Origin of the sequence: Allobosea vaviloviae, assembly GCF_001298265.1 — a bacterium.
GTDB classification, from domain to species: domain Bacteria; phylum Pseudomonadota; class Alphaproteobacteria; order Rhizobiales; family Beijerinckiaceae; genus Allobosea; species Allobosea vaviloviae_B.
On sequence record NZ_LGSZ01000009.1, the window covers coordinates 179,708 to 206,451 of the forward strand.

Consider the following 26,744-nt stretch of genomic DNA (forward strand, 5'->3'; position numbering starts at 1 on the left):
TCAGGAAGAGTGGCTGAGATGGTTGGTGTCGAAGGCGGCGATCGTCGTCTTGGAACGCCGCAGCGGGCTGACGATCTGCACGGCGATCTTGTCGTCGACCCGGCCGATGCGTCCGTCGCTGACGATGAAGTCGCCGCAGCGCAGCGAAACGACGGCGTCGGGACGCGCATCGAACATCAGCGTGTCGCCGATCTCCAGGTTCATCATCCGCTTCAGCGGCATCTGCGTCTCGTGCAGCACGCAGGTCACGGGAACGTCCGTCTGCCAGACCTCGGTGGCAAGATGGTTCTCCCAGATCGGATCGCGGCCGAGCTTCTCACCCATGAAGCTTTCGAGCAGCAGATCACGGATCGGCTCGATGGTCGCATAGGGCAGCAGGATATGCAGCGCGCCGCCGCGCCCTTCCATGTCGAATTTCAGCTCGACGCGGATGGCGGCATTGGCGGGGCGGGAGATCGAGACGAAGCGTGGGTTGGATTCGATGCGGTCGATCGTGAAATTGACCGGCGAAAGCGGTTTGAAGGCGGCCTCGGCATCGCTCAGGATCAGCGAGATCACACGGCGGATCAGCCTGATCTCGATCGAGGTGAAGGGGCGCCCGTCGACGCGCGGCGCGGGCTGGCCGCGCTTGCCGCCGAACATGGTGTCGAGGACCGAATAGGTCAGCGCCGATTCGATCGTGATCAGGCCGAAATTGTCCCACTCCTCGCATTTGAAGACCGAGAGCATCGCCGGCTGCGAGATCGAGTTCATGTAGTCGCCGAAGCGTACAGAACGGATGCTTTCGAGGGTGACCTCGACATTGTCGGTGAAGAAATTGCGCAGGCTGGTCGAGAGCAGGCGGACGAGACGCTCGAAAATGATTTCGAGCATCGGCAGGCGTTCATACGAGACCGAGCCGGAATCGACGATCGCCTGGATGCCGTTGCGCCCCTCCTTCTCGTCGCCGAGGGAGAAACCGAGCATCGTGTCGATTTCTTCCTGGCTCATCAGGCGGTCGGTACCGCCTTCGGGCTCGCCCTCTTCCTCGACGATATCGGGCATGGTGGCCCATTCGGCCGCCATGCCCTCCGGGCTCAGCGGCTCGTTCTTGGGGGCCGCGTCGACATTGTCGCGATCGCTGGTTGTCATGTGTCTGTGGTCGCTTCCGGCTGTGTCGTTGCTGTCCCGCTCACTGAACCAGCAGTTCCTTGAACAGCACCGCGTCGACCTTGGCCGGGAAGACCGTGACGTTGACGCGGCGCAAAAGCTCTTCCTTCAGGCGGTACATGCCGGCCGAGCCTTCGAGATCGGAGGGCCGCAATTCCCGCATGAAGACCTGGAAGGCATCCTCGACGCGCGGCAGCAGCGGCTTGATATCCTCGGAGACCTTTGCGTCGGCGATTTCGAGAACGACCTTGACCTTGATGAACGGCTGGCGGTCCTGCCCGCCGGTGATGCCGATCACCATGTCCTTCATCTCGACGAATGAGACGGGCTTCTTGACGTTCTTGGCCGCTTCGGCGGCGGCCACTTGCTCGGCCGAAGGCTTCTTCAGAAAGAAAAACCAGCCGCCGCCCCCGAGTGCCGCCAGCAGCACGACGCCGCCTGCGATCATGATCAGCTTCTTCTTGCCGCCCTTCGGCGCTTCCTCGCTGGGAGCGCCTTCCTCGTCGGTCTTGGGCTTCTTCGACATTGCCGGCACGCCTTAGGATTCGAGACGGACCGCGCGCCTGCGTGGGCCATCTCCCACACCCTGAACAGTCACGGTTAACGCGTCGTTAAGGGGGGCAATTTCTGCCGGGTCGATCTTGCCGCCAGGCCGTGACATGCAGGGCGAAACAGCTCATCTAAAATCAAGTTTCTTCTATAATATCAAAGTCTTGTCGAGATTAACCATGCTGGCATGGCGCTTGCGGACATGGTTTCGTGGCTGCTGCGCTGGGGAGCGTCGAAGCAGCCGCGGAACGAACATCGGGAGACTATGCCGTGGAGAACGCGCTTCTCGTCGGCCTGTCGCGTCAGATTGCTCTGGCTCGTGAGCTGGATGTCATCGCCAACAACATGGCGAATGTCGGGACCAATGGCTTCAAGGCGCGCTCGGCGCGCTTCAACGAATTCATCATGCCCAAGGCCAGCGCGGAGACCTTCGCGCCACGCGACCGGCCGCTCTCCTATGTCATCGACAAGGGCACGCCGATCGACCTGTCGCAGGGCACGGTCGAGCGGACCGGCAACCCGCTCGACGTGGCACTGCGGGGCGACAACTACCTTGCCGTCCAGACGGCGGGTGGGGAGCGCTATACCCGCGCCGGTTCGCTCGAGATCAACGGCCGGGGCCAGCTCGTGATGCAGACCGGCCAGCCGGTGCTGGGCGAGGGCGGGCCGATCACCTTCGGTTCGAGCGAGAGCAACGCCAGGATCGCCGCGGACGGAACCGTCTCCACCGACCAGGGCATCCGCGGCAAGCTGCGCCAGGTGCGCTTCGCCAATCCGCGCGCTCTGGTCAGCGAGGGCGACAACCTGTTCTCCTCGCCGACCGCTCCGGTCGCCGCCGGACCCGAGGCCCGCCTCGAGGCGGGTGCGAAAGAGGGATCGAACGTCAAGGCGGTGATCGAGATGACCCGTCTGATCGAGGTGCAGCGCTCCTATCAGAGCATGGCGACGATGATGTCGAAGACCGACGAGCTGCGCAGCAAGGCGATTTCCCGCCTCGCCGACCAGCAAGCCTGACCCGGAGAGGAGTCAAGCCCATGCGCGCCCTTCAGACTGCAGCGACCGGCATGTTGGCCCAGGAACTCAACGTCCAGGTCATCTCCAACAACATCGCCAACGTACGCACCACCGGCTACAAGCGACAGACCGTGCATTTCCAGGATCTTCTCTACGAGAACTTCCGGCGCGCAGGGTCCGCGAGCTCGGATAGCACGCAGGTTCCGGCCGGAACCTTCGTCGGCTCGGGCGTCAAGACCGTCTCGACCGGCCGCATCATGAGCCAGGGCAACCTGTCCTCGACGGAGAAGCAGTACGACGTCGCGATCCGCGGCGAGGGCTTCTTCAGGATCCGGATGCCCGACGGGCGCACGACCTATACACGCGACGGTTCGTTCGACCTCGACGCGCAGGGGCAGCTCGTCAACCGCGACGGCTATCAGATCGAGCCTGGCATCACGATTCCCAACAACGCCACCAACGTCAACATCAACGCGCAGGGCACGGTCGAGGTGCTGCTGCCCGGCCAGACGGCGCCGCAGCAGCTCGGCCAGCTGCAGCTCGTGCGCTTCGTCAACAAGGTCGGTCTGGAATCGATCGGCGACAACCTGTTCGTCGAGACGGCTGCCTCCGGCCAGCCGATCGACGGTGTCGGCGGTGGCGAGGGCTTCGGCACGCTGCAGCAGAACTATCTCGAAGAAGGCAACGTCCAAGCGGTCACGGAGCTGTCTTCGCTGATCGCGGCGCAGCGCGCCTACGAAATGAACTCCAAGGTCATCACCGCCGCCGACCAGATGTTGTCGGCGACGTCCGCGATATTCCGCGGTTGAGGAGCGAGCGCATCATGATCCGTTCCCCGCTCTGCATGGCCACCCTGATCCTGCTGGCCGCTCCCGCGCTCGGTGCCCCGCCGCGCGGCGCAGCCGAGCATCCCGTTGCAGTCGCGGCGCTGACTGCCGGCCAGGTCGCGCCCGGTCAGGCCTCGCCGCCGCAGCTTCCCCGCAGGCTGCAACTGCGCACCGAACTCACGCTGATGCGCGACATCGTCAGCTTCGGCGACCTCATCGCCGGTGTCGGCGCCGAGGCGGCTGCGACCCCGGCCTTCCGCGCGCCCGCGCTGGGCGAGACCGGCACCATCCAGGTCGCCCGCATCGTCGACGCCGCGATTGCGGCGGGGATCATCGCCACCGCGGGCGAAATCGAGAGCCATGGCTCGGCTCAGGTCGTGGTCACCCGCGCGGCGCGGCGCATATCGGCTTCTGATATCGAGGAGGCGGTGCGGGTCGGCTTGCAGGAGCGTTACGGCGTCGATGCCCGCGCCTTCGCGCTCGCGATCGACGGCGGAGCGCCGGTAGTCGCGGTCGAGCCCGAGCTCAACGGCGACGTCACGGTGACCGATCTCGTTTATGACGCTCGCGCCCGCCGGCTTCAGGCAAGGGTGACCGTGCCCGGCAGCATGGCGATGCGGCTCAAGCCGGTACGGATCGGCGGCCAGCTTGTCGAGACGGTCGAGGTCGTCGTGCCCAGGCGCGCGATCGCGCGCGGCGAGACGTTGGGCAAGGCCGATGTCGCGATCGAGCGCCGGCCGCGCGACGGCCAGGCCGGCGACCTGATCGGCGACCCGCGTGCCGCGATCGACAAGGTGGCGCGGCGCGTGCTGATCGCCGGAGCGCCGCTGCGGGCGACTGACGTCCAGCGCGAGGAGATCGTCGGCAAGGGCGATCTCGTCACCATCATCTACGAGACGAAAGGCCTGATGATCACCATGCGTGGCCGGGCCGGAGAGGCAGGCGCGATGGGCGATGTCGTCTCTGTCACCAACCCCCAGTCGAAGCGCGTGCTTCAAGGCACGGTCAGCGGTCCCGGACGGATTTCCGTCCAGGCGTCGTCGGCCGGCCGCTTCGCCAGCGCGCAATAAGTTCGTCACGGAAAGCACGCCATGACCCGCGATTCCCTCTTCAAGCTCTCCAGCGTTCTCCTGCTCGGGGTCTCGCTCGGTGCCTGCGGCGCCGCCGACCGGCTCGCCAATGTCGGCGCGGCGCCCGCGCTCTCGCCGATCGAGGACCCGACCGCGACCAAGGGCTACAAGCCCATACAGATGCCGCTGCCGCCGATGGAGCATGCCTCCTTCGCGCCCAACTCGCTCTGGCGCACCGGCTCGCGCGCCTTCTTCAAGGACCAGCGCGCCCGCCAGGTCGGCGACCTCGTCACCGTCAAGGTCAAGGTCACAGACAGGGCAACCCTGAACAACACGACCAAGCGCAGCCGCAAGAACGGAGAGGATGTCGGCGCCGACAACGCCTTCGGCTTCGAGAACAAGCTCGACAAGTTCCTGCCCGACGGCGCCAGCGCAGGCTCGCTGCTGAAGCTCGACTCGGCCGCCTCCAGCGAGGGCGCCGGCTCGGTCAACCGCTCCGAGACGCTGGCGACCAATGTCGCGGCCGTTGTGACGCAGACCTTGCCCAACGGCAATCTCGTGATCGACGGCAAGCAGGAGATCAGGGTGAATTTCGAGGTGCGCGAGCTGATCGTGGCCGGCGTGATCCGGCCGGAGGATATCGAATCCGACAACACCATCGACTCGACCAAGATCGCCCAAGCCCGCATTGCCTATGGCGGACGCGGCCAGATCACCGATGTCCAGCAGCCGCGCTACGGGCAGCAGGTGATTGACATTATTCTCCCGTTCTAAGGCAGCTCGCTGCTTTCGAAACCCGGCCGGTGCGGAACGCTCCCCGCTTATTCCCGCGCCTGCCGGCCGGCGGTCTCCTCCCGAGCCGCCGTCCTCAAGAGGCATGATGCCGGCCGACAACAGGCCCCCGCTTTTCGCGGGATCATGCTCGCTCTCGGCCGCCCGCCCACGCTCCCCAGCTCTTCGGGGCAGGCGGCCGCATACAAGCCCCGCGTCCTCCCGACGCGGGGCTCTTCGCGTTGGATCAACCGACCCGGCCAGCTGCAGAAACCGGTCCTCAGCGGTTCACGCTCGAGGCCACGGCTGTCTGCCTGCCGCTCAATCGCGCGCGAGCTGCCTGAGCTGATGCAGGTCGGTGATCGTCATGTTCATGCCCGAGATTTCCACGCCATGTTCCCGGAATACATGGAAGAGGCGCGAGAGATTGGCTGGCGACATGCCAAGCTCATAGGCCAGAGCGCGCTTGGAAAAATGGATCTTTACGGTTGCAGAGTTGCCGTTCCTCTCCATCGCGGCGAGAATCCACTGGCCAAGACGTTGCTCGGCCGTACGCAGCTTGTGGTCGAGCAGCCGGTCGATCATCAGCAGGTTGATCCGGGAGGCATGCACCAGCGCGGCATGACAGACGGCCTGGTCATCATTCACCGCCTTGAGGAACGCCCTGGCTTCGATCGCGATCGTTTCGCTGGGCTCTCGCGTGACGATGGAGAGCACGCTTGGATGGTTCTGGATCGCAGTGGAGACCTCGAACACGATCGGTGCAGAGGAGGTGGCGATAATGGTTTCGGCGTCGTTCAGGTGTGCCCAGCCCTCGACCGAGCCGGAACGCAGGCAATAGACGTAGTCCGGTACCTGTCCCGCTTTATTGATCGTGATGCCGGCAGAGAAGGATTGGAAAATACAGCTGGGAACAAGCTCCAGTAATGTGCTCTCTTTGGCGCCAGAAAACATCGGGAACGTCTTCAATATTGGAATAACATCTTTTGGCATTCAGTTCTCAGTTAAATTAACGTTACGGCATTAGCGGAAGCCATTCTGGCGTTCACGGCAATTTCTACGGCCGAAGGGCGGTAGATTTCAAGATTCAAATGGAACGTTTATCCAGGACATGGCGAGAAATGAACTTTGTCAGTCTGCTTTTACCTGACCGGGTCACCGGACGAAACTTATCATACCGGGAGGATCATCATTGCGACAAGCGTTCCGTAGCGTTCCTGGCGACAGAATGTTCTTTCAGCGCGGACGAGTTGCTCCATGAAGCAAGGGAGAAGGTCGCTGAAGAGATGCGGCCTGCGAAAAAATTGATCTAAATCAATTAATTGCTTCACCATTTAAATTCTTAAATTCCGCATTAAGGCGTTTCGGGCATCGTTCCCAAAAGATCGCAGGGTTCACGGGACGGCCATGTCAGCACTCATCGCTCGGATAGCTTCATTCACAGTCGGCGCGAAGATCGCCGCGATCATGGCCCTGCTGATGTTGCCAATCGGGCATCTGACGCTGCTTTTCGTGCAGCAGGTCCGGAAAGACGTCGCCTTCTCGTCGCTGGAGATCGAAGGCGCAAAGGTCCTGAATCCGCTTTGGGGCGCGCTGTCGATCAGCACCTCGCCGAATCCAGATGCCAGCGCGTTGAAGGCCGCCGTCGACATGACGAGCGCCGTTCGCGTGGCCGCTGTCGAGTTGAAGGCCAGCGAGGCCATCGCAGCCTTTATCACGGCGCTGGCCGCTCCGAACGCCGCCGCGAAGGCCTGGGATGCCGGACAGACTGCGATCCAGAAGATCGCCGACGGCTCGAACCTCACGCTCGATCCCGATGTCGATTCCTACTACATGATGGACGTCGTCGCCGTGCGTTTGCCGGAACTGGTCATTGCCAAGGCGGCCCTGGAAACAGCGCTCCTGCCATATCTGGCAGGCAGCGCCCGAGCGTCCGTTTCAGCCCATGACGCCCTCGTCGAGGCTGCGACCCGCTTCGATATCGCATTGGCCGCGGCGCGCGGCTCTCTCAAATCAGGCATCGCCGGCAATCCCGACGGATCGTTGGGCAAGTCACTCCTGCCGATCATGGACCGCTTCGGGGTGGCGTCCGGCCGCGTCTCCCAACTCGTGGGTGACCTGCGGCTCGCTATCGCGAAGGACGGGCCCAGCCTGGTGAAAAAGATCGAGTTCGACGGCGCCGCCCTGGCCTTCAGCGGGAGTGCGCAGGACCTCTGGCAAGCCGTCCAGGCCGAACTCATCCGCCTGGTTACGGTCCGCATCGACGGCGTCCAGAACAAGGCACTGCGCGATTTGGTGATCGCCGCATTCGGCGCGCTTTTGGCCATCGGCGTTGCGCTCGTGTTCGTCCGTACGATCCGCAATCCGATCGCCGACATCATTGCGGCGCTGAGGCGCTTCCAGCTCAACGACTACTCCGGGAGCGTCCCGCATCTGGCGTTGCGCAACGAGATCGGGGAGATCGCGCGGGCCGTCGATCGTGGCAAGGCGGAGTCGGAGCGCACGGCGCTGACCGTCGCGGCGATGAACCAATCACCGACGATGCTGATGATCACCGATCCCGACGAAAGGATCACCTTCATCAGCGCCTCGCTCGCCGCGTTTCTGATGCGCCTAGAGCCGACCTTCCGTGCCGCCGAGCCGGATTTCTCGGTAGAGACGATGATGGGCCAGCACATCGACTGTTACCGGGGCAACGGAAACCTCTCGCGGACATTGCTGATCGACAATGGCGACGTTCGCAAGGTGCGCTATGACATCGCAGCCGAGACCATCATGGTCGACATGGCCTATATCTGCGCCAAGGACGGATCGCGGATCGGCCACACCTTGATCTGGCGCAACGTGACAGCGGAACTGCTGGGTGAAGCCGAGGTCGCATCGGTCGTCAGCGCCGCGCAGCAAGGCGACTTCTCGGCCAGGCTGCCGCTCGACAACAAGGAGGGCTTCGTCCGCGAGATCGCGGCCGGCCTCAACAATGTCTCGGCCCTCGTCGAAAAGGCGACCGGCGAGTTCGCGGACGTGATGGACTCGGTCGCCCGCGCCGATCTGACCCGCTCCGTTTCGGGGGATTATGCCGGCGTCCTCGGCTCGCTGAAGTCGAGCATCAACGCCACTGTCGGGCATCTCGCCTCCACGGTGAAGACGATCCAGGTGACCTCGGCCGATGTCGGGCTCGCCGCGCGCGAGATCAACATGGGTGCCGACGATTTGTCGAAGCGCACCGAGGAGCAGGCCTCTTCGCTCGAGGAGACCGCCGCCACGACCGAAGAGCTCGCGGCCTCCGTCAAGGCCTCGGCCCAGGCCTCGCGGCAGGCGGCGTCCATCGCCGGCGAGGCGATGCAGGCCGCGCAGTCGGGCGGCGCCATTGCCGGCGATGCCGTCGCGGCGATGGCGCGCATCGAGAGCGCCTCGCAGAAGATCTCCGACATCATCCGGGTGATCGACGACATCGCCTTCCAGACCAACCTGCTGGCGCTCAACGCGGCGGTGGAAGCCGCCCGTGCGGGCGATGCCGGCAAGGGCTTCGCGGTCGTGGCCTCGGAGGTGCGGACCCTCGCGCAGCGTTCGAGCGACGCCGCCAAGGACATCTCGGCGCTGATCTCCTCCTCCAACAGCGAGGTCGGCGAGGGCGTCAAGCTGGTGCGCCAGGCCGGCGAGCAGCTGAGCCAGATCCTGGCCTCCTCGCGCAAGGTCGCCGCCACCATCGCCGACATCTCGGCGGCGTCCGGCGAACAGGCCAACGGCATCGACGAGATGAGCCAGGCGGTGGCCCATCTCGACGAGATGACCCAGCAGAACGCCGCGCTCTCCGAACAGAGCGCAGCCTCGGCCGCATCCCTCTCCTCCCGCATCGGGCAGCTCAACGACCTCGTCGCAGCCTTCAGGACAGGACAGGAGGGCGCGGGGGCTCCCGCTGCCTATCGCCCGCCGGCGCCGACCGCTTCAGAGCCTGCGCGTCTGCGCCAGCTCGCCGAGGCCGCCTTCGTGCAGACCAGGGCGCAGGCGCCCCAGCTTTCGACGCCGAAGGCCCAGCCCTCGGCTTCGGCGCCGCGCCCCGCGGCCCGAAAGGTCGCGAATGGCCGCGCCAACGATGCCGGTTGGGAAGAGTTCTGAACAGCAAAGCCATGGCGTTGCCGTTGAGCATCTGAAGGCGTGAATTCACCTTTCGGCGGAAGGCGGACGGCGATGACGCAGCGTCCAACTCCTTTAGATCGCGACTGATTGCTTGCATTTTATGATGCTTGATTGAGCATATTTTAAGAGGAATGCGCGATGATGATGCAAATATGGAGAATAACAGGCCGGTCGGTTCATTTGAATAGTATCTCGCACTAGGGGTCATTTTGCCACCCGGTCGAGTGCGCACATAACAACGCTCGGGCAGGCCATGTCATTTGCCATGTGGCCGCGCTCGACCGCAATCAAGGCGACTGCCCATGAAGATTCTGATTGTCGACGACAACCGGACTTACCTGATGGTCCTGCGCGGCATCGTCAACAATATTGGCGATCACGAGATTTTCGTGTTTGCCAACCCGCTGGAAGCCCTGGATGCAGCCGCAACCACTGAATTCGACCTGGTTCTGGTCGACTATCTGATGCCCGAAATGGATGGCGTCGCTTTCATCCGCGCGTTGAGGCGTTTGCCGAATGGCAGCGATCAACCCATCGTCATGGTCACGACGAACGAACAGCGGGACACGCGGATCGCCGCGCTCGATGCGGGTGCAACGGACTTTCTGCGCAAGCCGATCGAGCCTGTCGAGTTGCGCGCACGCGTGCAGAATTTGCTCAATCTGCGAGAGGCGCAGACGGCGATGCGAGATAAGGCCGTCTGGCTCGCAAGGGCAGTGAAGCGGGCTACGCAGGAACTCACCGACAGCCACCGCGACATGGCCGCGCGTCTGGCTCGCGCCATCGAGTGTCGCGATGGCCATACCGGCGACCATGTCGTCCGCATGGCAGCGCTGTGCCGGCTCGTCGCGGAGGGGTTGGGACTGGACGAGGAGCAGTGCGACATCATTCACGCAGCCGCCCCCATGCACGACGTCGGCAAAATCGGCATCCCGGATCGCATTCTGCAGAAGCCTGGACGCCTCACTGACGAGGAGATGGAGCTGATGCGCACGCATGTGTCGATCGGCGAAGCCATCCTGACGAATGGCCGGTCGGGCCTGATGCAATGCGCCGAACGGATCGCGAGTTGTCATCACGAGCGATGGGACGGCAAGGGCTATCCGCGCGGCCTCTCGGGGAATGCCATCCCGATCGAGGGGCGGATCGCGGCGGTCGCCGATGTCTTCGAGGCACTTTGCGCCAACCGCGTCTACCGGCCGGGACGGCCGATCGAGGAGGCCCGCGATTTCATTCGATCCGGCGCCGGCACCCATTTCGACCCGGCTTGCGTGGCGGCTTTCGAGGCGCGCTGGAGCCAGATCGCCGCCCTGATGCAGCCGGTCGCGGATCCGCCTGCCGCGCAGGTTGCTCTCGCAAGCTGATTTTCAAGTTGCCCTGTTCACGAGGCTTTCTGTCATGATCAAATGCATCGTTGCCGCATGCCTTGCACTGTTTGGCGTCGCCAGCCTGGCGGTGGCAGCAGAGATCCCTCCGCCGAAAGCGGCCGTGATCCTGACGGTCAGCGGAAAGATCGCCAACTCCAACAGCGCGGCCGGCGTGGCGTTGGATGCGGCCATGCTGGACGCCCTGCCGGCCAAGACAACCATTGCCGATACGCCATGGTATCCTGCGAAAACGCGGTTCGAGGGGCCGCTGGGCTCAGCCCTGCTCGATCTCGTCGGTGCAACCGGGACCATGCTGCGGGTGACGGCGCTGAATGACTACGTCGTGGAAATTCCGGTTGCGGATTTTCGAAAGTGGCCGGTCATCCTTGCGACGAAGATCGACGGCAAGCCGATCTCCGTCCGCGAGAAGGGGCCGATCTTCGTGATCTATCCGTTCGACCAGGAGCCCTCGCTCTACAATGAACTCTATTTCGGGCGATCGGCCTGGCAGCTCAAGTCCATCGAGGTGCGCTGACGATCGGTCGGAGCAAGGCCGCAGCCGATGCAGAACCGCCTGTCCAATCTCGGGATCCTGACGCTCGTCTGCATCAGCCTCTTGCTTGGCGGCGTCGTGCTGGCGACGTTCACCGCGCTTGGATCGCGCCATCGCGCCACGGCAGAGAGCGTGCGCGAGGACGCGGTCTGGGCCTCCTATCAACTCGACCGTGAGATCAAGAAGCTCGCTGGTGCGGTTCGCGAGCTGACGGGGGGGTTCACGGATGCGCGTCGCGCGGACGTCATCCTGCGCTACGATATCCTCTACAGCCGTACCAGCGTGCTGACGAGCGACCACTACGTTCGAAAATTCGGAGATGATGCCGAACTCCTCAGGCTGGCGCAGGATACGCGGGAGCGCATCCTCAAGCTGGCGCCGCTGGTCGATGCACTTGGGCCGTCTGCCGAGCAGGCAGATCGTATTTCGTCGTTGCTGGTCGAACTGGATTCCCTCGGGCAAGTGTCAGAGCGCTTGCTGAACGTGTCCAATCTCGCGCAGTCGCGCATCAGGGTGGAGGATCGCGCGGCGCTGGGTGCGGATTATAGCCGGTTGGCGAACGCCATGACGGCATTGATCGCGTCGCTTGCGTTGATCGTCACCTATCTCGGCATCCAACTGTACTTCATCCGCATCGCCCGGCGCCGGTTCGAGCGGCTGAGCGTCGAAAACGCCGATGCGGCGAAGCGTGCCGAGGCCGGCGCGCGTGCCAAATCGATCTTCCTGGCCACCATGAGCCACGAGATCCGGACTCCCCTGAACGGGATCATCGGCATGGTCGACGTCATGCGGGATTCCGTCATGAACGCCGGGCAGCGCGAAAGGCTCGGCATCATCGGTGACTGCAGCGACACACTGCTTGCGCTGATCGACGACATCCTCGACTTCTCGAAACTGGAATCGGGGGCGGTCGATTTCGAGATGGCGCCGTTCGAACTCGGCGAGGTCTGCGCTGCCGTCACCAATGTCATGGGGCAGCGCGCCAGCCAAAAGGGCATCGCGTTGCATGTCGACAACCCGCAGGCCATCGTCACGACGGATGCCACGCGGCTTCGGCAGATTCTCTTCAACCTGGTCGGCAATGCGGTGAAGTTCACTGACCGCGGCTGCGTGAAGCTCACTTGCAGCCTGGACCATGAGGACCGATTGCGCGTCGAGGTCGAGGACACCGGCATCGGCATTCCGCCCGAGGCGCGCGACCGCCTGTTCCAGGACTTCAGCCAACTCGATATCACCATCAACCGCCGCTATGGCGGCACCGGACTCGGGCTGGCGATCTGCCGCCGCCTGATCCGCGCACTCGGGGGAGACATCGGGGTCAGCCCGCGCGAGGGCGGTGGAAGCCGCTTCTGGTTCACCTTGCCGGTCGGCCCGGTGGCCGAGTCGAAGGGGCTTCGTGGAACCGAGGTCGATGCCCCGATGGACCAGCGGTTCTCCGGCCGCGTTCTCGTGGTGGAGGACAATCTCGTCAATTTCACCGTCGCAAGGGAATTGCTGCAGCGAAGCGGCCTTGAGGTCGACCACGCCCCCGATGGCGCGATCGCGATCCATCTGCTGGGCGCCACGCATTACGATCTGGTGCTGATGGATATGCAAATGCCCGTCATGAGCGGGCTCGACGCCACCCGGGCCATTCGCGCACAGGGGCGGACGGCGCTGCCGATCATTGGACTGACGGCGAACGCGTTCGCCAGTGATCGTGAGGAATGCATGGCCGCCGGCATGAGCGACTTCGTCGCGAAGCCGATCAACCGGGCCAAAATGACGGGAATTCTCGCCAGATGGCTGCCGGGACATCCGTCATCGCGCGAGACGACGTCCGATGCGACGCCCGATGACCACCTCCGGGCCGGCGATGGGGGCATGCTGATCGACGAGGCGGTCAGAGGGGCCTTGAGGCGCGAGATCGGGGCCGACCTGCTCGACGAGCTGACGCGCGGCTTCTGGGCGGAAGCGACCGGCATGGCCTCGGAAGCGAGCAAGGCCTTAGCCTCGGGAGAGCGCCATGGAGCTGTCCGTGCCGTGCACACACTCAAGGGCGTGGCCGGAACGCTCGGATTGACCGCCGTCGAAGCCGCCGCGCAGGCTGCCCAGCATGCGATCGAGACCGATACGGTGTTCGACATGGCCGCACTCCAGACCGCGATCTTGCGGACGGTGCTCGCTTGCGAAACCGAGATCGACGGCGACGCGGCGACGCCAAAGCGGGACGTCATCCAAACCATCGCCCGCCGGAGCGCCTAGACCAGCGCATTCGCACTGTCCGGGAGGACGCATCGTCGGCTGATCGCGCCCGTCCTGCCACCGACGCATGTTCGAGGGGCACGACGCGATCGACGGGTGGCGACAAGGACGCCGGCTTGCGACAGCCCGCAAAAAAGCCCCGCTTCCTGCCGGGGCGGGGCCTCTTGAATCGGGGCGGACTGCGGGAGCTCAGTCGTCGCGGAAAACCCGCTCATTGCGCTCGTGGCGCTCCTGGGCTTCGAGCGAGAGCGTCGCGATCGGGCGGGCCTCGAGGCGCTTCAGCGAGATCGGCTCGCCGGTCTCCTCGCAATAGCCGTAGGTGTTCTCGTCGATCCGGGCGATGGCCGATTCGATCTTGGCGATCAGCTTGCGCTGGCGGTCGCGGGCGCGCAGCTCGATGGCGCGGTCGGTCTCCGAGGAGGCCCGGTCGGCGATGTCGGGGTGGTTTTCGCTCTCGCTCTGCAGCGTGACCAGCGTCTCGCGGGCTTCCTTGAGGATTTCCTCCTTCCAGGCCATCAGCTTGCCCCGGAAATACTCGCGCTGCCGGTCGTTCATGAACGGCTCGTCGTCGGAGGGTTTGTAGTCCGCGTCGAGGGTAATCTGCTTCGACATAGGCGCACTCTCTGAGTTGGTCGTCCCGCAGCGCCCACCGACCTTGCCGTGGGAGGGCCGCCGATTTGGCGCCCTTATAGCGAGGGACCGATCCGGGAACAATCGGGTTACCAAGCACCATCCCGTGCCGTCGCAGAGCCGCCCTTCACGCCCGTCGCAGCCCTGCTGGGTGCGGCCTTTGGGCTTTCAGCGCAGGCGTGCCAGGGCGGCCGCGATGTCGGCCTCGACCAGTCGCGCGATCGGCTGGCGATAATGGCTGTGGTCGAAGAACTGATTCGGATCGCGCAGTTCCGGCCTGTCGCGACGCCAGTCGATCAGCGCGGTACGCGGACGCTTCGCCGCCAGCGCGGCGAAGGCATCGCGGCAGGCGGTCTCGGAGGACGCGTCGGGTGTGCCGGGCGCGGGCAGGGCGGTGCGGTAGACGGGCGGGCGGACAAGGATCACCGGCAGGGTCGCAGGCGCCGTGGCGAGCAGGGTCGCCAGCTGTTCAGCTGCGGGATAGCGCCCGGTCAGGTTCCGGGTCAGGGCCTCGCCCGTGCCGTCGAGTTTCGCACGGATCGCGGGATCGGCGTCATAGCCCTGCGAGGCGTAGTTCGACTCGTAATCCCAATAGCCGTCAGGCCGAGCACGCTCGGGGCTGCGCGCCGTCACGAAGGCGAGCCGGCGCTGGAACTCCTCGATCACGTCGAAGCGCATCAGCCCGACGAGATAGTCGCGCAAGGATGCCGTGTAGAGCCAGTAGGGGAAGGGCAGGGCCGCGGGCAGGGCCGGGTCGCCCGTGCACCAGTAGTCGTCGACGCCGATGACGAGCGCATCGGCCGTGCCGCGATGATGGCGCAGGAACCAGTCGATCAGCACCAGCGCCTCTTTCGGCCGGCTGCCAGGCGCGATCAGCGAGACGAATGGGCTGCCGGTCGCCTGCGTCAGCCGCTCCGGCGAGATCAACTGGATATGCGAATTGCCGAAGATCGCGGCGCGAAAGGCCGGGTCTCGGCCCCGGCTGGCGGCGGCGGTGCGCGGGCCTTGCGGGCGGACGCCGTCGTTGAATGTCAGCGGCGTGCGCCCGGTGTCGTAGGGGTCGAGTAGGAAGGCGAGCGCCACCGTGCCGACCAGCGCGACCGCTGCCGTGACCGCAAAGGTGCGTACGAAGCGCGCCCAGCGCATGGCTGCGCCTGGGGCAGCCGTCTCGGGCTCAGAACTGGAAGTAGATGAACTCATAATTGGCGTCTTCGCCGATCTTGAACAGGATGAGGACGAACAGCGCGGCAGCCATGACCGCCAGCCAGCGGGACGGCGGCAGCCGGTGGACAAGCGCCCAGGCGGTGGGGCCGATGATCGCGAAGGCTGCCGCCGGCAGCAAGGCGCGCCATTTGAAGCCCGTGCCGAGGGGAGCAAAGCCGAGCAGACCCTTGTAGATCGCCAGCGCCGCCTCGAAGCTCGGGGCCCGGAACAGCACCCAGCACAGGGTCACGAACAGGAGGGTCAGGAACCAGCCGAGGATGGCGGGCATCGGCCACCCGGAGCGGCGCCAGAACAGCGCCACGATCAGCGCTAGCCCATGGGCCGCGCCCCAGGCGACATAGGTCCAGCCTGCGCCATGCCAGAGGCCGCCCAGCGCCATCGTGGCAAACAGCGCCCAGACCTGCCGTGGCAGGCCGTGCTTCGAGCCGCCGAGCCCGATGTAGAGATAATCGCGCAGGAAGCGCGAGAGGGTCATGTGCCAGCGCCGCCAGAAATCCTGGATGCTGGCGGCGCGATAGGGCACCTCGAAGTTCTGCGGCAGCACGATGCCGAAGAGCAGCGCCAGCCCCAGCGCCATGTCGGTATAGCCCGAGAAATCGAAATAGATCTGGAAGGCGAAGGCCAGCGTGCCTTGCCAGGCTTCGGCAACCGAGACGACCTTGCCGGCGGCGGCTGCCGCGAAGACCGGGTTGGCGTATTCCGCCAGGGGATCGCCGAGCAGGACCTTCTTGGCGAGGCCGGCGGTCAGCAGCAGAAGCCCACGTCCGAAGCGCTCGGCGGCATCAGTGCGCCGATAAGGCCGCTCCTCGAACTGGTGCATGATCTCGCGCCAGCGCACCAGCGGCCCAGCCAGCACCTGCGGGAAGAAGGCGATGTAGAGCCCATAGCGTACGAGATCGAAGCGCGGGGCCTGTCCGCGCCTGAGATCGGTCAGGTACATGACATGGTGGAAGGTGAAGAAGGAGATGCCGAGCGGCAGCGCCAGATCGAGCTTCGGCGCCGGCAATCCCGGAATCATCGCAGCGAGATCGGCGAAGAAGTTGAAGTATTTGAACAGTGCCAGCACGGCGAGGTTGCCGATGATCGCGGCCGTGATCAGCCCGCCGGCCCTCGTCCTGTGGAAGGCCTCGGCGATCAGCCAGTTGAGCGTGATCGAGACGACGAGCAGCGGCAGGAAGCGCCAGTCCCACCAGGCATAGAAGGCCAGCGACAGCGCGAGCAGAAGAGCCAGCCGCCAGGCCGGCACAAAGCGCTCGACGAGCCCGTGCAGGCAAAGCGCCAGCGGCAGGAAGGCGAGCAGGAAGGCGAAGGAGTTGAAGAGCATCGTTGACGCGGTTGGAGACCCAGCGTCGCATTAGACGAATCGTCGGCAGGTGTCATGCGTGCGAATTGATTCGCCGCAATGCTCGACGTCCGCGCCACTCAGCGCGAATCTCCTTGACGGCCACTGCCATCATCCGTTCCGTCGGTGGGCGCAATGTAAGGATGAAAGCAAGAACGCCATGCTGATTCTCATTCTGACACTTGTGGCGCTGCTTGCAGCTGTCGTTCTTGCGGTCCTTGCGCGGCGCGGCGATCCAGAAGCGGCGATCACGCCAGGCGCCGCGCTGGCGCTGAAACGCGGCACCACGCTCGGCGCGGGGGCCGGACTGGCCGCTCTCGTCGCGGTCTTCCTGTTCGCGTCGACTTCGTATGTCGTGGTCGGTCCGAACCAGGCGGGACATCTCAAGCGCATCTATGGCGGCAGCGATCTGCCCACCGGCAAGATCATCGCCGTGAACGGGGAAAAGGGGCCGCAGGCTGATATCCTCGGTCCAGGCTTCCACTTCATCCCCTTCGTGAACGTGCTGCATCAGGTCGAGCAGTTCGACGTCGTCACCGTGCCCAACGGCTCCTATGGGCGACTTGTGGCCAATGACGGCATGGCGACGCCGACCGGCACCTTCATGGCGCCGGCGATCCCGGACGACCGGATTGAAAAAATGCTGGACGGGCGCACCTTCCTGACGTCGGGCGGGTATCGAGGCGCCCAGGAAACCGTACTGAAGCCCGGCATCTACCGGCTCAACCGCTATCTGTTCGACGTCGAGATCAACAACCGCACTGTCGCCAGCGTGGTGCCGGCCGGCTTCGTCGGGGTGATCAAGTCGAATGTCGCCGCGCCTGGCGTCGCCTGCCGCGAGGAAAAGGCCCAGACGGCGGACAGTTCCGACGCCATCGTCGTTCCCGTTGTGCCCGCGGGCTGCGTTGGCATCTGGCGCAGCGTGCTGTTGCCGGGTGCGTACTACCTCAACCATCAGGCCTACGAGATGACCCAGGTCGATACCCGCGTACAGACCTGGGAATACAAGGGCGGATTCCGCAAGCGCATCATCGATCTCTCTGTCGACGATCAGGGCCGGATTCGACAGGTCGAGCGCTTCGTCGAGCAACCGACCCCGAAAGAGGCCGCCGATCAGGCGATCTTCGTCAAGATCGAAGGGTGGGACATTCCGGTCGAGTTGCGCGTGGTCGTTCAGGTTCCGCCGGAAAACGCGCCGCTGGTGGTTGGCGGCGTCGGCGGGCTCGAGCAGATCGAGGACCGCATCCTGACCCCGACGATCCGCTCGATCGTCCGAAACGTTGCCGGCTCGTCTATCCGCGTGCCTGTCCGCAATGCGGCTGGCGAACTTGCCGGTCAGTTCCAGACCCGCCCAACGCGCGTCCTCGACCTGATCGACAACCGCGACGCGCTCGAAAGCACGATCGAGCAGCAGATTCGCGTCGAGGGTCGCAAGGCCGGCATCGAGATCAAGGAGGTCCGCATGGGCGAGCCTTCGATCCCGCCCGAATTGCTGGTTTCGAGGCTGCGCGAGCAACTCGCCGAGCAGCTCTCGCGCGCCTATACCCGCGAGACCGAGGCGCAGAAAGTCAGGCTCGACACCGAGGCCGCGCGCGCGCGGGCCGACCAGCAGCGCGAATTCGTTGCGGCCCAGATCGGCGTGCAGGTCGCCGAGCAGCGCCAGAAGGAACGCCAGCTTCTCGGCCAGGCGGAGCGCGGCTACCTTGAGGAATTGGCCAAGGGTCAGAACGCCCAGGCCAACGTGCTCGGGCAGGATCGCGTCGCCTACCTGCAGGCGCTGGAGAAAGTGCTGGCCACGCTCGAGAAGAAGCCAGAGCTGGTCAATCTCGTCGGGAAGCTCGTGCCGAACACGGTCGTGACGAGCGGCGGCGATGGGTTGGCGGGCGCGGCGGCGCTTCTCTCAGGTGCGTTGTCGTCGCAATCGACCACGCCGACCGCTCAGAACCGGCCGGCGCGTTGAGACCACTGCGGCCGACGCCGCATCTCACAACGGAATGTTGTCGTGCTTCCGCCACGGCCGCTCGACACTCTTGGTCCTGAGCATGGCGAGCGCGCGAGCGATGCGGCGGCGGGTGCCGTGGGGGAGGATGACCTCGTCGATATAGCCGCGCTCGGCCGCCACGAAAGGCGACATGAAGCGGTCCTCATATTCCTTGGTCTGGCGCGCGATGGTCTCTGCGTCGCCGCCGCGGAAGATGATCTCGACCGCGCCCTTGGCGCCCATCACCGCGATCTGCGCCGAGGGCCAGGCGTAGTTCACATCGGCGCCGACATGCTTGGAGGCCATCACGTCATAGGCGCCGCCGAAGGCCTTGCGCGTGATCACCGTGACGAGCGGCACGGTGCATTCGCTGTAGGCGAAGAGCAGCTTGGCGCCGTGCTTGATCAGCCCGCCATATTCCTGCGCCGTGCCCGGCAGGAAGCCGGGAACGTCGACGAAGGTCACGATCGGGATCTCGAAGGCGTCACAATAGCGCACGAAACGTGCGGCCTTTCGCGAGGCGTCGGAGTCGAGCACGCCGGCCAGCACCATCGGCTGGTTGGCGACGATGCCGACGGTGCGGCCCTCGATGCGGCCGAAGCCTGTGACGATGTTGCCGGCGTAAGCGGCCTGGATCTCGAAGAAGTCGCCCTCGTCGACCGTCTTGAGGATCAGCTCCTTCATGTCATAGGGCTTGTTGGGATTGTCGGGGACGAGTGTGTCCAGGCTCATGTCGACGCGGTCGGGCACGTCGAAGGACGGCCATTCCGGCACGCCGACCGTGTTGTTGGCGGGCAGGAAGTCGAGCAGGCGGCGCACCTGCAGCAGCGCCTCGACATCGTTCTCGAAGGATCCGTCGGCGACCGAGGACTTGGTGGTGTGGACCTTGGCGCCGCCGAGCTCCTCGGAGGTCACCGTCTCGTTGGTCACGGTCTTCACCACGTCGGGGCCGGTGACGAACATGTAGGAGGTGTCGCGGACCATGAAGATGAAGTCGGTCATCGCGGGCGAATAGACGTCGCCGCCGGCGCAGGGGCCCATGATGACGGAAATCTGCGGGATGACGCCCGAGGCCGCGACATTGCGCTTGAAGACCTCGCCATAGCCGCCGAGCGCCGCCACGCCCTCCTGGATGCGGGCGCCGCCGGCGTCGAACAGGCCGACGATGGGGGCGCGCATCTTCAGCGCCATGTCCTGGATCTTGATGATCTTCTGGGCATGGGTCTCAGAGAGCGAGCCGCCGAAGACCGTGAAGTCCTTCGAGAAGACGAAGACGGTGCGGCCATTGACCGTGCCCCAGCCGGTGACGACGCCGTCGCCGGGGATCTTCTCGGCCTTGTCCATGCCGAAATCGACGCAGCGGTGCTGCACGAACATGTCGAACTCCTCGAAGGAGTCCTTGTCGAGCAGCAGGTCGATGCGCTCGCGGGCCGAGAGCTTGCCTCTACCGTGCTGCGCCTCGATGCGCCGGGTACCGCCGCCCTGGCGCGCGCCTTCGCGGCGGGCTTCGAGCTGGTCGAGAATGTCTTTCATGATGGACGCCCCGGAGCCGACGAATGGTCTTGTCGCTTCCGGATTAAGCGGGCGCGGGGCGGGAGTCCATCGGCAGATGGTCGTGCAAGAACGTGGGTGGGCTGTCACAAGCGAGCGCCAGGTTACTCCCTCCCCCCCGCTTGCGGTGGGGAGGCCCGCGCTGGGGGGCAGTGCCGCTCGGCACCACGATTACGGGCAGCGCTCCGGCTTTGCGGCCCCCCACCCTAACCCTCCCCACCGCAAGCGGGGGAAGGGGAAGAGCCCGCCGGACACGTCGCTGGTGCCCCTGCCAACCGGGCCGGAGTCTCACCCCTGCGTGAGCAGCAGCACCGCCGCGTCGAATTCCGTCCGCCGGATGGCGCGGCGCTCGGCGGCGTCCTCGTCCTGGCCCCAGATGCCGATCTGGTAGTCCTCGTCGAGATGGGCAGCGGCCCAGATCGCATCCGCATCGCGCTGACCGAGGGCGAGCGCCAGCATCAGGATGGTCGAGCCGGTCAGCGTCATGACGTTATGGGCGCCGGCCAGCGCGACGGGCGCGGCGATCTTGGCGACGTGGCGGGCGACGGCGTCGAGCGTGGTCTGAGGCTGCTCTGCGAAGACGATGCCCTGTGCCAGGATGAAGCGCGCGCCGATCGCGTCCTCGACGCCGTGGCGGATCGGTTCCCAGACCGCGTCCTGCAGTGCGACCAATTCCTGCGGTTCGCCGGCGCGGTAGCAGAGCGCGTCGCTGCCTGCATAGCGCACGATCTCGGCGCGCACCGCCTCATGCTGGTCCGCGACCCCATCGAGCGCCGAATTGACCAGCCGGGTCAGCGGCATGCGGGCCGGATCGATCTTTTCGCTCGGTGCGTGCCATTCGGCGGCGAGCGCCTCGGCGACGGGGCGCGATGTCACCGCCAGCGGGTTGCGGGCCGGGGTGCGCGCTGTGCGGCCGTCGAGCGCGACATGGAACAGCCCGTCGCGCTCCAGCACGGCGGCGCTTTCGTAGAAGCGGCTCGGCAGGGCGTTGCGCATCGCTTTTTGCGCGGCGGCGACGGGATCGGGCTGGCGCAGGCCTTCGGCGCCGAAGCGGGCGAGGAAATCATCGGTCGACATGGCCGGGCCTCTAGCACGCTCTGCCTGCGCGGTCAGCCTCCGAAGCGATCGCGCCAGGCGGGTTTCGCGCCCGGAAAGGGCAGGGCGGTGGCGGCATGGACACCGCGCGCGACGGCGCGTGCCAGCACGTCGGCGGCCGTCGTGCAGAGTTCGGTCAGGGCGAAGGCGTCGGAGGGTGCGCCGGAGCGACCGGTCGCGGCGGCGAAGACGACGTCGCCGTCGAGCGCGCCATGGGCCGGGCGCAGCGCGCGGGCGAGCCCGTCATGGGCCGCCAGAGCCAGGCGCTTGCACTGTGCCTTGGTCAGCACGGCGTCGGTTGCGACCAGCGCGATCGTGGTGTTCTGGCCCGTGCCGCCCTTGAAGCGCAGATCGAGGTCCTCGGGCGCGATCGCCGCCGGCCAGCCATGGCCGCCGAACTCGCCGGCCTGCTCGTAAGGCGCTGCCCAGAAATGCTGGCCGTCGCCGATGGTCGCCGTGCCGACCGCATTGACCGCGACCAGCGCGCCGACGACGCCGGTCGCGGCGCGGGCACTGGCCGAGCCGATGCCGCCTTTCAGGTTCTGCGTGGTCGCGCCGAAGCCGGCGCCGGCCGTGCCGAGTTCGACATCGAGCGCGGCGGCCTCGGCTGCAAGCGCCCCGAGGCGGCGATAGGGCGGCTCGGTCGTCCCCTTTGTCCAGGGCTTGTCGCCGCCGTTGAGCAGATCGAACAGGATCGCCTGCGGCACGATGGGGACGCGCAAGGGGCCGATGGGGAAGCCGCGGCCCTGGCCGGCGAGCCAGGCCATGACGCCGTCCGCCGCCGAAAGCCCCCAGGCCGATCCGCCGGAGAGTACGATCGCATCGATATGCTCGACCGTCATCTCTGGTTCGAGCAGGCTGGTGTCGCGGGTGCCCGGCGCGCCGCCGAGGATCGCGACTGAGGCCACGGTCGGCCGCTCGAACAGGGCGACCGTCACGCCCGTGGCGGCCTGCGCGTCATGCGCCTGCCCGACCAGTACGCCGCGGACATCGGTGATAAGGTTGCGCATGGGACTCTTAAGCCGTTGGAGGGCTGGGAACGCAGCGGACGCCGGGGCGTTATATTACCGACTGTTCATGATTGCGTCATCGCAAGGACAGCGCCGCAGGGCCAAGGTAGCCCTCATCGCGAACCGGCTTCGAGACCCGCTCAGCGACCGACATATCCAACGACCTCCATGGGAGAACCCGCATGAAACCCATCGCCCTGATCGCAGCTACCTCCATCGCTGCGCTGGCCGCGAGCTTCGCGATCGCCCAGCCCCAGCCGATCCCGCCCGCGGGCGGGGACCGCGACGGCCCGCGGTCCGAACGCTCCGACCGCTCCGAGACCCGCGAGCAGCGCCGCACCGAATGGCGCGAGCAGCGCGCCGAGCGCATGCAGGCCCGCATGAACGAGCGCCTCGCCAAGCTGCGCACCGACATGAAGCTGAAGCCGGAGCAGGTGCCCCTGTTCGAGCGCGTCGAGGCGGTCATCAAGAAGCGGGCCGAGGACCGCCGCGCCGGCTGGTCGGCCATGCGCGAGCAGCGCGAATCTTTCCGCGACGCCGACATCATGGAGAAGCTCGACATGATGGCTGGGCGCCAGGGCGAGCGCGCCGCGCGCTCCAAGGAACTCGCCGATGCCGTGCGGCCGCTCTGGACGACGCTGAGCGACGAACAGAAGACCGTGGCGCGCCGCGCCGTGCGCGAGGCCATGGCCGAGGGCCACGACATGATGCGGCGGATGCATGAGCGCTTCGACGAGCGCCGCGGCGGGCACGGCCATGACGACGACGATCGCGGCCCGCGCCGCTGGCGCGAGGATCGGGGAGATCGCGGCGACCGTCGCGGCTGAGCTGCAAGGCTCACCCCCGGAACAGACGAAGGGCGGCTCGCGAGAGCCGCCCTTTTTCGTGTTCGATCAGGTGCCGACCGCGTCGGTGACGCATTTCTTGGTGAAGCTGGTCTTGGCGGCGCCAAACAGCTTCTTGTCGGCGGCCTGCTTGTCGCAAGCCGCGCCGGCGTCCTTCTCGCATTTCGTCAGGAAGCTGGTCTTGGCCGCGCCGTTGAGCTTCTTGTCGCCCGCCTGGACGCTGCAGCTCTGGGCCTGGGCGAAGGTCGAGAGGCAGGTCAGGGCCAGGGCCGCTATCAGGGTCTTCGTCATCGCTGGTGATTCCCGTTCCCATGGTTGGGACGCCAAGGGTTAACCCAGCGTGAGGCGAGGGCAAGCGGCATTTCCGGGACCTTCCGCCATGATTTGGCCGCAGGCGCTAACGCCTTGCGAAACAAAGCAGAAACGGCCGTTTACCGTGACCGTTCAACTTCGATTCATGTGTTTCCGTTTACGCTTCGGAAGTGATTGCGAAACACAGTTCCGCAGTGAGTTCGAGGAAAGGGGAAGCCATGAAGGCGACATGGTTGATCTGGGGAATGCGCGGCTTCATCGGCCTCGTCTTCGTCGCGAGCCTGTTTGGACCCTATGGCCTGTCGATCCTGATCGGCTGCCTGGGGATGGGATGCTACTGGTTCCGCGACGAGGTGGGCTCGCATCTGTGAGGGCGGCTGAGACCGCTACCGGATCCCCGTTCAGCCGCGGGTGATGACGGGCACCCCGATCAGCAGCGGGTGGAGCCAGACCGCGAACACGACATAGAGCGCGAGCCCTGAGACGATCGCGATGACGTCGCTGCGGCCGAAGGCGACCTTGGCCATGGCGGCGCTGCGGGCGATCTCTTCCGGCCTGCGCTTGATCGAGATCCGCGCCATCACCGCCCAGGCCAGGAAGCCGCCGAACAGCAGCATGCTGCCGAGGTCGCCATTGGCGAGGAGATGGGCGGTGGCCCAGATCTTCACGGCCAGCAGCATCGGGTGCTTGACGCGCGACAGGAGCCAGGAGGGCCGCTTGCCCACCGCCAGCAGGATGAAGATTGGCAGGTTGAGCAAGAGCGCCAGATGCCGCGTCCAGACCGGCGGCTCCCACACGACCGTGTAGCCGGCCGCGCGCTGGAGCCCGTAGCCATAGATCAGCAGCCCGAAGCCGATGACGGAGACGGCCGAATACAGCCCCTTGTAGCCGCTTTCGCCGAGCCGGCCGATCAGCTTTGCGCGGAGATCGCGCTTCATCGTGACGACGTGCATGCCGAGGAACAGGACGAGGCCGAGGATCAGCAGGAGCATGCGGGAAACGCCTCAGGTTGGAGCGGTTCCAACCATGGACTGGCGGGGTGGGGTTTGGCCATGGGTTTCGTGGGGAGGCATGAAGGCGACGGGGTCGCTCTGGGCGAAGCGGGGCATTATCGGCCTCGTCTTTGTCGGACTCCTGGTTGGTCCCGATGCGTTTCGGAGCCGAATCGGCTGTCGGGACGGCGAGCTGTTGGTTTCGCAACGCGGTCAGGTCGCGTGTGTGAGTTCAGAGATGGGAGCGGGCGTTACGGACGACTTCCTGCCGGCTGTTCGATGACCCGACCCGACCGCGCCCATGAGAAGGCATCTTCCAGCCGATCATCCCCCCAGAAGACCTCCCGGCCAACGACGAAGTGCGGTGAACCAAAGAGGCCGAGAGCACGCGCCTCGTCAGCGCTCGCCGTCATCTTGGCGTCCATTTCGACAGCGTTAATCCGGTTCAGGATTGTCCCGGCATCACGGCCCATCTCAGTGAGCATTGCTGTGAGATTCTCGTCCATCCCAGGTGGTCTGCCGCGCAGGAACCACCAGTCGAAGCTCGCCAGCGCATACTCTTTCGCCCACCCCTCTTCGCTCGCCAGCAAGGCGGCTTTGAAGTTAAGCGTCTCTGGATCGCTGGGATAGGCTGGCTGCGTGGTCGGAAATGGCAGACCGTGCATTTCCGCTCGCCGCTCCAAATCGCGCCACATATAGGCTGTCTTGGCGCGGCCCGAGGGAAATGGAACATGGTTATGTTCCCGCAGTAGCGCCCGCAGATTATAGGGGCGCCAGTTGACGCTGACACCTTCGCGCTCGGCCAGAGCGCCTATTCGCTTGACCGTCAGGTAAGTGTAGGTGGAGCCAGTCCAGAAATAGAAGTCCACAGGGCTGGGCACAATTCGGTCTCTCGTTAAGTCTGCAGCATATCGCTGGCTGCCCCGGCGTCAACAATGCGGCGCCTGCAATGATACGCTGCATGCGATCCGGCGGAACTTGGCGCGGTCGTCGCCCTCTGCCTCGAGATACAATCCTGCCTCGTCGTCTCCAGCTATTGCGTGGAATGGGGATCGCGGCTCGAGGCGCGCAGGCAAAACGAAACAACGAAAAAGGGGACGGCGATCGCTCGCCATCCCCTCGAATATCTCCGGCAAACGGGCCTCGCGGCCCGCGCCCATTCGATCAGCGCGAGTAGAACTCGATGACCAGGTTGGGTTCCATCTGCACCGCATAGGGCACGTCCGTCAGGGTGGGCGTGCGGGTGTAGGTGGCGGTCGACTTGGTGTGGTCGGCGTCGATGTAGTCGGGCACGTCGCGCTCGGCGAGCTGGGCGGCCTCGATCACGATGGCGAGCTGGCGCGAGCTCTCCTTGATCGCGATCACGTCGCCCGGCTTCACCTGGTAGGAGGCGATGTTGACGCGCTTGCCGTTCACGGTGATGTGGCCGTGGTTGACGAACTGGCGGGCTGCGAAGACCGTCGCGACGAACTTGGCGCGGTAGATCACGGCGTCCAGGCGGCGCTCGAGCAGGCCGATCAGGTTCTCGCCCGAATCGCCCTTGAGGCGGATCGCCTCGGCGTAATAGCGGCGGAACTGCTTCTCGGAGATCGAGCCGTAATAGCCCTTCAGCTTCTGCTTGGCGCGCAGCTGCGTGCCGAAGTCGGACGGCTTGCCCTTGCGGCGCTGGCCGTGCTGGCCGGGGCCGTATTCACGACGGTTGACCGGGGACTTCGGGCGGCCCCAGATGTTCTGACCGAGGCGGCGGTCAATCTTGTATTTCGCCTCATGGCGCTTCGACATATCGCGTGTCCTCTTGAGTTCGCGAAGTTGAGGACCGCGCCCTCCTGCTCTCCCGCATGGGGCGGGAGCGACAGATCCGGCTTCCGAAGAAAGCGGATCACGGGTGCGGAAAAAAGCCACGCGGGCCTTTTGGGCCCGCGCGACGCCGGCTTAGAACCATGCGGGGTGGGATTTGTCAAACAATAAGGGCGCGGGGAACCCTCTCCCGTAGGGAGAGGGCAGGGTGAGGGGTCGGCCGTTGGACGGTTTGCCGTGTCCTCACCGAGGCTGCGCCGTGAGGTCGTTGGTCCGCTGGTCCA

24 protein-coding genes are annotated in these 26,744 nt (G+C 65.5%); 11 read left to right on the top strand and 13 right to left on the bottom strand.

Annotated features, from left to right (window positions below):
• Positions 1 to 1,131, bottom strand: a complete 1,131-nt coding sequence (gene fliM / locus AE618_RS01310; protein WP_054207242.1) for a flagellar motor switch protein FliM — start codon at positions 1,129 to 1,131, stop codon at positions 1 to 3.
• 40 nt (positions 1,132 to 1,171) lie between these two features.
• Positions 1,172 to 1,675, bottom strand: a complete 504-nt coding sequence (gene fliL, locus AE618_RS01315; protein WP_054207243.1) for a flagellar basal body-associated protein FliL — start codon at positions 1,673 to 1,675, stop codon at positions 1,172 to 1,174.
• Between the two features lie 293 nt (positions 1,676 to 1,968).
• On the opposite strand from fliL, the gene flgF reads away from it, so the two are divergent.
• Genes flgF through flgH form a run of 4 tightly spaced genes read left to right on the top strand, consistent with a single transcriptional unit; the run spans position 1,969 to position 5,383 of the window.
• On the top strand, positions 1,969 to 2,712 hold the full coding sequence (gene flgF, locus AE618_RS01320) for a flagellar basal-body rod protein FlgF (RefSeq protein ID WP_054207244.1): 744 nt from the start codon (positions 1,969 to 1,971) through the stop codon (positions 2,710 to 2,712).
• Between the two features lie 20 nt (positions 2,713 to 2,732).
• Entirely contained in the window at positions 2,733 to 3,521 is a 789-nt protein-coding gene (flgG, locus tag AE618_RS01325) for a flagellar basal-body rod protein FlgG (protein WP_054207245.1), read from the top strand.
• Between the two features lie 14 nt (positions 3,522 to 3,535).
• Positions 3,536 to 4,609 (top strand): flagellar basal body P-ring formation chaperone FlgA, encoded by a 1,074-nt coding sequence (gene flgA, locus AE618_RS01330; RefSeq protein WP_082364898.1) that lies wholly within the window; start codon positions 3,536 to 3,538, stop codon positions 4,607 to 4,609.
• 21 nt (positions 4,610 to 4,630) lie between these two features.
• Positions 4,631 to 5,383 (top strand): flagellar basal body L-ring protein FlgH, encoded by a 753-nt coding sequence (flgH, locus tag AE618_RS01335; protein WP_054207247.1) that lies wholly within the window; start codon positions 4,631 to 4,633, stop codon positions 5,381 to 5,383.
• A 318-nt stretch (positions 5,384 to 5,701) separates the two neighbouring features.
• Here the strand turns inward: flgH and AE618_RS01340 are convergent, their stop codons facing one another.
• On the bottom strand, positions 5,702 to 6,373 hold the full coding sequence (locus AE618_RS01340) for a helix-turn-helix domain-containing protein (protein WP_082364899.1): 672 nt from the start codon (positions 6,371 to 6,373) through the stop codon (positions 5,702 to 5,704).
• Between the two features lie 474 nt (positions 6,374 to 6,847).
• Between AE618_RS01340 and AE618_RS01345 the strand changes: the two genes are divergently transcribed.
• The 4 genes from AE618_RS01345 to AE618_RS01360 all read left to right on the top strand — a co-directional run bounded on the left by AE618_RS01345 (position 6,848) and on the right by AE618_RS01360 (position 13,681).
• Positions 6,848 to 9,496 (top strand): methyl-accepting chemotaxis protein, encoded by a 2,649-nt coding sequence (locus tag AE618_RS01345; RefSeq protein ID WP_197280639.1) that lies wholly within the window; start codon positions 6,848 to 6,850, stop codon positions 9,494 to 9,496.
• 323 nt (positions 9,497 to 9,819) lie between these two features.
• Positions 9,820 to 10,881 (top strand): HD domain-containing phosphohydrolase, encoded by a 1,062-nt coding sequence (locus tag AE618_RS01350; protein ID WP_054207250.1) that lies wholly within the window; start codon positions 9,820 to 9,822, stop codon positions 10,879 to 10,881.
• A 34-nt stretch (positions 10,882 to 10,915) separates the two neighbouring features.
• On the top strand, positions 10,916 to 11,419 hold the full coding sequence (locus AE618_RS01355) for a hypothetical protein (RefSeq protein ID WP_054207251.1): 504 nt from the start codon (positions 10,916 to 10,918) through the stop codon (positions 11,417 to 11,419).
• Positions 11,420 to 11,446: 27 nt separating this feature from the next.
• Positions 11,447 to 13,681 (top strand): ATP-binding protein, encoded by a 2,235-nt coding sequence (locus tag AE618_RS01360; protein WP_054207252.1) that lies wholly within the window; start codon positions 11,447 to 11,449, stop codon positions 13,679 to 13,681.
• 189 nt (positions 13,682 to 13,870) lie between these two features.
• Here AE618_RS01360 and dksA read toward each other — a convergent pair whose 3' ends face one another.
• The 3 genes from dksA to AE618_RS01375 form a co-directional block, all read right to left on the bottom strand.
• A complete protein-coding gene (dksA, locus tag AE618_RS01365; RefSeq protein ID WP_054207253.1) occupies positions 13,871 to 14,293 on the bottom strand; it encodes an RNA polymerase-binding protein DksA in 423 nt (140 codons plus the stop codon).
• A gap of 186 nt (positions 14,294 to 14,479) precedes the next feature.
• Positions 14,480 to 15,457 carry a hypothetical protein gene (locus tag AE618_RS01370; protein WP_248310707.1) on the bottom strand — a complete coding sequence of 326 codons (978 nt, stop codon included), beginning with the start codon at positions 15,455 to 15,457 and terminating at the stop codon, positions 14,480 to 14,482.
• A 28-nt stretch (positions 15,458 to 15,485) separates the two neighbouring features.
• The gene (locus AE618_RS01375) at positions 15,486 to 16,859 is read right to left on the bottom strand and encodes an MBOAT family O-acyltransferase (RefSeq protein WP_054207255.1); all 1,374 of its coding nucleotides are present in this window, start codon (positions 16,857 to 16,859) and stop codon (positions 15,486 to 15,488) included.
• A 178-nt stretch (positions 16,860 to 17,037) separates the two neighbouring features.
• On the opposite strand from AE618_RS01375, the gene AE618_RS01380 reads away from it, so the two are divergent.
• Complete coding sequence (locus AE618_RS01380) at positions 17,038 to 18,837, top strand: SPFH domain-containing protein (protein WP_054207256.1); 1,800 nt, start codon at positions 17,038 to 17,040, stop codon at positions 18,835 to 18,837.
• A 24-nt stretch (positions 18,838 to 18,861) separates the two neighbouring features.
• On the opposite strand, the gene AE618_RS01385 is transcribed toward AE618_RS01380, so the two are convergent.
• The 3 genes from AE618_RS01385 to AE618_RS01395 form a co-directional block, all read right to left on the bottom strand.
• Positions 18,862 to 20,391: an acyl-CoA carboxylase subunit beta gene (locus AE618_RS01385; protein WP_054207257.1), complete on the bottom strand. Its 1,530-nt coding sequence runs from the start codon at positions 20,389 to 20,391 to the stop codon at positions 18,862 to 18,864.
• Between the two features lie 306 nt (positions 20,392 to 20,697).
• Positions 20,698 to 21,486 (bottom strand): ATP12 family chaperone protein, encoded by a 789-nt coding sequence (locus AE618_RS01390; RefSeq protein WP_054207258.1) that lies wholly within the window; start codon positions 21,484 to 21,486, stop codon positions 20,698 to 20,700.
• A 32-nt stretch (positions 21,487 to 21,518) separates the two neighbouring features.
• Positions 21,519 to 22,514, bottom strand: a complete 996-nt coding sequence (locus AE618_RS01395; protein ID WP_054207259.1) for a P1 family peptidase — start codon at positions 22,512 to 22,514, stop codon at positions 21,519 to 21,521.
• A gap of 182 nt (positions 22,515 to 22,696) precedes the next feature.
• Here AE618_RS01395 and AE618_RS01400 point away from each other — a divergent pair, with 182 nt between their 5' ends.
• On the top strand, positions 22,697 to 23,341 hold the full coding sequence (locus tag AE618_RS01400) for a Spy/CpxP family protein refolding chaperone (protein ID WP_054207260.1): 645 nt from the start codon (positions 22,697 to 22,699) through the stop codon (positions 23,339 to 23,341).
• Positions 23,342 to 23,407: 66 nt separating this feature from the next.
• Here AE618_RS01400 and AE618_RS01405 read toward each other — a convergent pair whose 3' ends face one another.
• On the bottom strand, positions 23,408 to 23,650 hold the full coding sequence (locus tag AE618_RS01405; protein WP_054207261.1) for a hypothetical protein: 243 nt from the start codon (positions 23,648 to 23,650) through the stop codon (positions 23,408 to 23,410).
• 239 nt (positions 23,651 to 23,889) lie between these two features.
• Here AE618_RS01405 and AE618_RS27730 point away from each other — a divergent pair, with 239 nt between their 5' ends.
• The gene (locus tag AE618_RS27730; RefSeq protein ID WP_156330041.1) at positions 23,890 to 24,042 is read left to right on the top strand and encodes a hypothetical protein; all 153 of its coding nucleotides are present in this window, start codon (positions 23,890 to 23,892) and stop codon (positions 24,040 to 24,042) included.
• A 30-nt stretch (positions 24,043 to 24,072) separates the two neighbouring features.
• Here AE618_RS27730 and AE618_RS01410 read toward each other — a convergent pair whose 3' ends face one another.
• The 3 genes from AE618_RS01410 to rpsD form a co-directional block, all read right to left on the bottom strand.
• Positions 24,073 to 24,663: an NnrU family protein gene (locus tag AE618_RS01410; protein WP_054207262.1), complete on the bottom strand. Its 591-nt coding sequence runs from the start codon at positions 24,661 to 24,663 to the stop codon at positions 24,073 to 24,075.
• Between the two features lie 251 nt (positions 24,664 to 24,914).
• Entirely contained in the window at positions 24,915 to 25,532 is a 618-nt protein-coding gene (locus tag AE618_RS01415; protein ID WP_054207263.1) for a 2-hydroxychromene-2-carboxylate isomerase, read from the bottom strand.
• Positions 25,533 to 25,827: 295 nt separating this feature from the next.
• On the bottom strand, positions 25,828 to 26,445 hold the full coding sequence (gene rpsD, locus AE618_RS01420) for a 30S ribosomal protein S4 (protein ID WP_054141911.1): 618 nt from the start codon (positions 26,443 to 26,445) through the stop codon (positions 25,828 to 25,830).
• Positions 26,446 to 26,744: the final 299 nt, after the last annotated feature.

Coding starts and splice junctions, on each gene's coding strand:
- fliM (WP_054207242.1), bottom strand. CDS start 1,131: ATGACAACCAGCGATCGCGACAATGTCGACGCGGCCCCCAAGAACGAG.
- fliL (WP_054207243.1), bottom strand. CDS start 1,675: ATGTCGAAGAAGCCCAAGACCGACGAGGAAGGCGCTCCCAGCGAGGAA.
- flgG (WP_054207245.1), top strand. CDS start 2,733: ATGCGCGCCCTTCAGACTGCAGCGACCGGCATGTTGGCCCAGGAACTC.
- flgA (WP_082364898.1), top strand. CDS start 3,536: ATGATCCGTTCCCCGCTCTGCATGGCCACCCTGATCCTGCTGGCCGCT.
- flgH (WP_054207247.1), top strand. CDS start 4,631: ATGACCCGCGATTCCCTCTTCAAGCTCTCCAGCGTTCTCCTGCTCGGG.
- AE618_RS01340 (WP_082364899.1), bottom strand. CDS start 6,373: ATGCCAAAAGATGTTATTCCAATATTGAAGACGTTCCCGATGTTTTCT.
- AE618_RS01345 (WP_197280639.1), top strand. CDS start 6,848: ATGGCCCTGCTGATGTTGCCAATCGGGCATCTGACGCTGCTTTTCGTG.
- AE618_RS01350 (WP_054207250.1), top strand. CDS start 9,820: ATGAAGATTCTGATTGTCGACGACAACCGGACTTACCTGATGGTCCTG.
- AE618_RS01355 (WP_054207251.1), top strand. CDS start 10,916: ATGATCAAATGCATCGTTGCCGCATGCCTTGCACTGTTTGGCGTCGCC.
- AE618_RS01360 (WP_054207252.1), top strand. CDS start 11,447: ATGCAGAACCGCCTGTCCAATCTCGGGATCCTGACGCTCGTCTGCATC.
- dksA (WP_054207253.1), bottom strand. CDS start 14,293: ATGTCGAAGCAGATTACCCTCGACGCGGACTACAAACCCTCCGACGAC.
- AE618_RS01370 (WP_248310707.1), bottom strand. CDS start 15,457: ATGCGCTGGGCGCGCTTCGTACGCACCTTTGCGGTCACGGCAGCGGTC.
- AE618_RS01375 (WP_054207255.1), bottom strand. CDS start 16,859: ATGCTCTTCAACTCCTTCGCCTTCCTGCTCGCCTTCCTGCCGCTGGCG.
- AE618_RS01380 (WP_054207256.1), top strand. CDS start 17,038: ATGCTGATTCTCATTCTGACACTTGTGGCGCTGCTTGCAGCTGTCGTT.
- AE618_RS01385 (WP_054207257.1), bottom strand. CDS start 20,391: ATGAAAGACATTCTCGACCAGCTCGAAGCCCGCCGCGAAGGCGCGCGC.
- AE618_RS01390 (WP_054207258.1), bottom strand. CDS start 21,486: ATGTCGACCGATGATTTCCTCGCCCGCTTCGGCGCCGAAGGCCTGCGC.
- AE618_RS01395 (WP_054207259.1), bottom strand. CDS start 22,514: ATGCGCAACCTTATCACCGATGTCCGCGGCGTACTGGTCGGGCAGGCG.
- AE618_RS01400 (WP_054207260.1), top strand. CDS start 22,697: ATGAAACCCATCGCCCTGATCGCAGCTACCTCCATCGCTGCGCTGGCC.
- AE618_RS01405 (WP_054207261.1), bottom strand. CDS start 23,650: ATGACGAAGACCCTGATAGCGGCCCTGGCCCTGACCTGCCTCTCGACC.
- AE618_RS27730 (WP_156330041.1), top strand. CDS start 23,890: ATGAAGGCGACATGGTTGATCTGGGGAATGCGCGGCTTCATCGGCCTC.
- AE618_RS01410 (WP_054207262.1), bottom strand. CDS start 24,663: ATGCTCCTGCTGATCCTCGGCCTCGTCCTGTTCCTCGGCATGCACGTC.
- rpsD (WP_054141911.1), bottom strand. CDS start 26,445: ATGTCGAAGCGCCATGAGGCGAAATACAAGATTGACCGCCGCCTCGGT.